This is a genomic window from Moraxella lacunata (assembly GCF_002027545.1).
GTDB classification, from domain to species: Bacteria; Pseudomonadota; Gammaproteobacteria; order Pseudomonadales; family Moraxellaceae; genus Moraxella; species Moraxella lacunata.
The window spans coordinates 1-6,030 of record NZ_MXAN01000076.1; the positions used below are offsets into that span (position 1 = coordinate 1).

Sequence of the window (6,030 nt, forward strand, 5' to 3'; positions counted from 1 at the left end):
AAGTAGATTCAGGCTATCAAGGCATACAACAAACTCATGCAAATAGCCAACTACCAAAGAAAAAGACAAAACTTAAACCTTTAACCAAAGCAGATAAAAAAGCAAATCGCAAGTTATCATCCAAGCGAGTAACCAATGAACATGTCATTGGGAAACTCAAGTGTTTTAAAATCTTATCATGTCGCTACCGCAATCGCAGAAAAAGATTTGGATTAATGGTGAATCTAATTTCTGCGATTTATAATTTTGAGCTGGGGTAGTTTGGAAAGAGGTCTATTAGCAAGATTGCCCTGCCACCGCCAAAACACCGCAATGCCAAACACATTAAAGAGCGTATGAAATAGGGCAAGCTGTATCAAAGGCGGAAAATTGGCAAGCTCGGCAATGGCGTCCACTATCGTGGTCATCGGCATCCACAGCACAAAGGTCAAAAGAGCCGTTACCCCATTAAAAATCAGGTGTGCCAACGCAAGGCGTTGCCCTGCTCGCTCGCTACTTATCATGCCCATGATGGCGGTCGTAGCGGATGAGCCTAGGTTTGAACCGACCGCAATGGCAAAGGCTTGGGGAATGGTGATTTGCGTACTGGCAAGGGCGGTCAAGGTCAAAATCAGCGTGGCATGAGACGACTGCAACACACAAGTTAACAAAAACCCAATCCCTGCAAAGGTCAGCACTTCTAAGGTTGGGCTAAAATTCAAAGACGCAAAATCAAGCTGTCCGCCAAATGCCCCAAAGCCTGATTTGATGGCATCAATGCCCATAAAAATGAGTGCCACCCCCACCAATATCCGCCCTACCGCCTTGGGCTGACCGCCAAAAAACCCAAGCAAAATCCCAAACACCAGCATAGGAATGGCAACAGGCGATAAGCTCACGCTCTGCCCTGCCAAGGCAAGTAGCCAAATGCCTGTCGTTGCCCCAAGGTTTGTGCCAAAAATAATGGCAATACCGCCAGCAAGCGTAATCATGCCTATCCCCAAAAAGGCGATGGTCAAAAGTGATACAAGCATACTGGACTGCAAATAAAGGTAGAACCCACCCCAAACAAAAAGCCCTTGGCAGATGTGGCGGTGCTTTTTGTCATCAAGCGTTCAAGTGTCCCGCCTGCCGTGCTGTGTAAGCCCTCTTCGATACATTGCATACCAAACAAAAATAAGGCAAGCCCATAGCACAGATGCAACCAAGCCGGGCTGTACCAAAAGGACAGACCAAGCCCCACGGCAAAGACGACAAGCATGAGATGGTGTAGGTAGTTTTTGCGTTTCATGATGGACACTTCATGATTGGTATGTGGCATGAACAAAAACCACGACAATCCTATTTTACAGTTTTGTCATAGCTTTGTTACGGTTTTGTCACTATTTTGTCATAAATCAATGATAGCAGTATTGATTTGATTTTGCAAATGATTTTTAATGACCGTATACATCAAAAACTCTCTTCTGTTTCTACTTCGCCATAGACCACATCTTCTGCGGTCTCATCAGCCACTTCGCCATAGACCACCTCGCCATCGTCAATGACTTCTTCGCCATCTTCGCTGATGACCTCATCATACTCATCCAAATACTGCTCATCTAGGCATGACGAGCTTTCTTTGGGGGCATGCTTGCTTAGCACAGGGACATACATGGCACGCTCGCACATCTCATCTGAGAGCAGTCCTGTCTCACCATCGAGCCACAGCCACGCCACATCACTGCTTTGACCAAAATGCACAGGAGCTAAGTTGAGCCGTCTCATATAATCCGCCCAAATCGGCAATGCCCCTGACCCCCCTGTCAGTCCGATGGGTTTATTATCATCACGTCCGACCCACACCACCGAGACATAGTTACCACTAAACCCTGCAAACCACGCATCACGGGCATCATTGGTCGTGCCTGTTTTGCCAGCGAGTTTATAAGTATTGCCAATCTTACCCATGCCTTTGGCGGTACCGTCTTTGACCACTTGTTGTAGACCGAAGTTTGTTACCGTCATGACCTCAGGCGGTATGCGTGCACTTGATTTGATGTTGTCATCTGTTCGCTGAATCACTTTGCCCGTCTCGCTGATGACCTGACGAATGCTATGAATGGGGGTGTGATAACCACCACTGGCAAAGACCTGATACACCCCGAGCATGTCCATGGGCGACAAATCAACCGCCCCGAGCATGACCGATGGGTAGTGGGGGATTTCACTCTCCACCCCCAACTGACGTAGCTGTTTGGCGAATACATCCACCCCAAAATCCATGCCAACATTGACCGCTGACTGGTTATAAGAATTGGCAAGGGCGGTGAGCATGGGGACATCACCATAGCTTCTGCCAGCATAGTTTTTGGGTGTCCATAATTTGCCACCAGCAGGATAGGCGATGGGCTCATCTTTGATGGGGGTTGCCCAGTGGTATTTGCCTGACTGGATGGCAGTCATGTAGATGACAGGCTTTAACAGTGAGCCGACCTGTCGCTTGGAATCGATGGCACGGTTAAAGCCCGTAAAGTCGCTGGCACTACCCACGATGGCAACGAGCTCGCCTGTGGCAGGGTCGGCACTGACCAATGCCCCTTGCAGCTTCTTGTTTTTATTGCCTTTTTTATTTAAATGCTCACTGATGGCTTTATCTGCCGACATTTGGGCAATCGGGTCTAGCGTGGAGATGATTTTTAGCCCCGCCCCACGCAAATCGCTGTCTTTATAATACCGTCTTAGTTCACGACTGACCGCATCAAAGAAATCAGGGAATTTGGGCTTGGCGATGGCAGGGGTCTTGACCACACCCAGTGGTCGCTGGGCTGCTTCATTATACTCATCTTGGCTGATTTTACCCATCACCAGCATGTTGTGTAGCACGGTGTTACGGCGTTCGGTCGCCCGCTCAGGGTGCTTTCTAGGGTTGTAATAGCTTGACCCTTTGGCAACCCCGACAAGCAAGGCATACTGGTCAAGGCTCAGCTCCGATATGGGCTTGTCAAAATAAAAATGTGACGCAATGCCAAAGCCATTGACCGAACGATTGCCATTTTGCCCCAGATTAATCTCATTTAAATACGCCAGCAAAATCGCATCTTTGCTATAATGACGCTCTAACAGCAGAGCCATCAAGGCTTCGTTTGCCTTGCGTTTTAGGGTGCGTTCGGAGTTTAGGTAGAAGTTTTTGATGAGCTGTTGGGTGATGGTCGAACCGCCTTGACGTTCGCCCCCTGTGACATTGGAGAGCAACGCTCGGCTCGTGCCACGCAGTGAAATGCCATAATGCTCATAAAAACCACGGTCTTCGGTCGCAATGAGTGCATCCACCAACGGCTTAGGCATGGTGTCTTTGGTCAGCAAAATGCGGTCTTCGTTATTCTCAGGATAGATACCGCCAATGTTAATCGGCTCTAAACGCACCGCCCCATCTGTATTAGGATTGGTGCTTTGGATTTTGGTCACTTTGCCAGCGTTAAAGGTGATTTTTAGCACCTGTGCTGGGTCTATCTCACCATCGCCATAATCAAACCCCCGTGTATGCACCGTGTAGGTACTGCCCGATTTCTCATAACGCCCCGTCTGATTGACATCGCCTTGGCTGTATCCTAGCATGTCAAGCCACGCCTTAAAATTGGCATCAGAGACCGCCACGCCCTGCTCCAAATCTAGCGGGCGAGAGTAGACCGTGGCAGGAATATCCCAACGGCGATTTTCAAATTTACTGACAATCTCGCTGTTTAACTTATAGGCATACATCGCCAAAAACACCAGCCCTGCGATGATGATAACCAACAGCAAAAACCCAACAAGCATCAGCCCCTGCTCTGATTTTGGCGAGCGGTTGGGGATTTTTTTATGATTTAGCATGATAATCATTGTTAAAATATTAAAAGTGTCATATCATAACGTTAAAATCAGGCGTTTGGCAAGTGAAAAAACCATGGAAAACCACCCAAATGTTACAGACAGCTGACAGGATATAATTAGGGCGTGCCTACCATTGATAACATTTTTACCCCATTCTCAACTTTATATAAGTGATTGATTTATCAAGGGCGAATTGCAATTCGCCCCTACAAACAAAAAATAATTATTGAAAAATCAATAAGTTGCTGTTTTAAGTTGAGAATGAAGTACATTTTTATAAAAAGAAAACAAATTTTAAAAATTTCACTCTATTTTTACATCAAAAATGGCTCAATCCTAACCATCCAACTTTTCCACCATAAAATCAATAAACGCCCGTACTCTGGCACTCAAAAACGCCCTATCCACATACATCGCATAGAGCGTGACCGACAACAGCTCATAATCAGCAAGCAGTCGCACCAGTCGCCCATCTGCCAAATCATGCTCAACAAGCCAGCTTGGGGCATAGCCAATCCCTGCCCCTGCCCGCACCAACTCACTAATCATGGGCGTGTCATTGCTGTACATGGACGGCTTGGGGTTTAGCACAAATTCTGCTTGCGTGGCGTGATGATAAATGGGCACACTATCCATTTTGACATACGTTGGCAATATCACCCGATGACAAGCAGGGTCATTTAGCTCATCGGGCGTGGTCGGTGTGCCGTGGCGTGACAGATAGTCAGGACTTGCCACCAGATAAAAATCCATGCGTGTCAAAGGGCGAGCTATCAAAGACGGCTTGGGGTCATGGGTGAACCGAAGTGCCAAATCAAAACCATCCGCCACCAAATCCACGAACTGATTAGACAGCGAGACATTCAAAATCACGTCAGGATAACGTGCCTGAAATTCACTCAAATAGCCTGCCATCTTGGGGTTAGCAAACCATCTGGGCATGGTGATTTTTAACATACCACGCACGCCATCGGTTGCCCCTTGGGCGGTCTCTTTGGCACTGTCTAACAGCTCCAAAGCGTACAGCGACTCACGATAATACTGCTCGCCTGCGTCAGTCAGATGAATGTTACGACTGTTTCTGTGTAACAACTTAATGCCAAGCGTGCGTTCTAAGTGAGCGACGTGCTTACTGGTCATCGCCACCGACATGTCTAGGCTGTCGGCAGATTTGGTAAAACTGCCTGTCAAAACCACTTGATGAAAGACTTTGATACTGGTGAGTGTGTCCATGTTGGGGTTCTTATATTAAAAGCAATATTTTTAAAAGTGTGTTAAATGGCAAAACATACTTAACAAAACCATTTTACCATTATAAACCTTTTCTTAATAAGAAACAAACCTTTAACAAAACGACTATTGTTTTCTTATTGTTTTAATTTATAATAAATCCCATCTCATTTACCTTTTATTTATTTTTATCCAACAAGGAATATCCCATGACCACCCAAACCCTACAAGCCACCGCCGAACTTCGCCGTTCCATCTATGCCCTAGACAAAAACAGCCCCTTAACCAGTGTGCAAATCGACCAAATCGTCGAACACGCCCTACTACACACACCATCATCGTTTAACTCGCAGTCCACTCGCCTTGTGGTGCTACACGGGGCTGAACACGAAAAACTGTGGGATGCCACCACCGAGATTTTGCGTGGTATCGTGCCTGCTGAGAATTTTGCCCCCACCCAAGACAAATTAAACGCCTTTAAAGCAGGGGCAGGCACGGTGCTGTTTTTTGAAGACAACGACGTAGTCAAAGGCTTGCAAGAACAGTTCCCTGCCTATGCCGACAACTTCCCCATCTGGGCAGGTCACGCCAATGCCATGGTGCAGTACGCCATCTGGACAACCCTAGCTTCTGCCAATGTCGGTGCCAACTTACAGCACTACAACCCGCTCATTAATGACTTCGTGGCAAGCGAATGGGACGTGCCTAGCAACTGGCAACTGGTCGCCCAAATGGTCTTTGGCGGTATCGTCGCCCCCGCTGGCGAGAAAACTTTCGCCCCTGTGGCAGAACGCCTAAAAGTCTTTGGTTAATCATCAAACAGACAAGTTAGCATAAAAACAGAGATAGAACCAAGATAAAAAATCTTGGTTTTTTAGGGCATGCCTACCCTTTATAACACCATTTAAAATTTGGAAATATTGTAAAAATAAAAGGATGTTTTTGCGTGAAAAATGGCTATCCGACCAC

4 protein-coding genes and 1 pseudogene are annotated in these 6,030 nt (G+C 46.9%); 2 read left to right on the top strand and 3 right to left on the bottom strand.

The window, feature by feature from the left end:
* Nucleotides 1-260: transposase family protein (locus B5J94_RS10170; RefSeq protein ID WP_143821907.1), on the top strand; the 260-nt coding region annotated here is incomplete at its 5' end.
* On the opposite strand, the pseudogene B5J94_RS10175 reads toward B5J94_RS10170, so the two are convergent.
* The 3 genes and pseudogenes from B5J94_RS10175 to B5J94_RS10185 form a co-directional block, all read right to left on the bottom strand.
* Nucleotides 225-1,300 (bottom strand): annotated as a pseudogene (locus tag B5J94_RS10175) (Na/Pi cotransporter family protein). The gene B5J94_RS10170 and the pseudogene B5J94_RS10175 overlap by 36 nt on opposite strands.
* Before the next feature lie 131 nt (nt 1,301-1,431).
* Nucleotides 1,432-3,831 carry a penicillin-binding protein 1B gene (gene mrcB, locus B5J94_RS10180; RefSeq protein ID WP_062500834.1) on the bottom strand — a complete coding sequence of 800 codons (2,400 nt, stop codon included), beginning with the start codon at nt 3,829-3,831 and terminating at the stop codon, nt 1,432-1,434.
* A gap of 336 nt (nt 3,832-4,167) precedes the next feature.
* Entirely contained in the window at nt 4,168-5,064 is an 897-nt protein-coding gene (locus B5J94_RS10185) for a LysR family transcriptional regulator (RefSeq protein ID WP_062500826.1), read from the bottom strand.
* Between the two features lie 206 nt (nt 5,065-5,270).
* Between B5J94_RS10185 and B5J94_RS10190 the strand changes: the two genes are divergently transcribed.
* Nucleotides 5,271-5,873 (top strand): nitroreductase family protein, encoded by a 603-nt coding sequence (locus B5J94_RS10190; protein ID WP_062500830.1) that lies wholly within the window; start codon nt 5,271-5,273, stop codon nt 5,871-5,873.
* Nucleotides 5,874-6,030 lie beyond the last annotated feature (157 nt).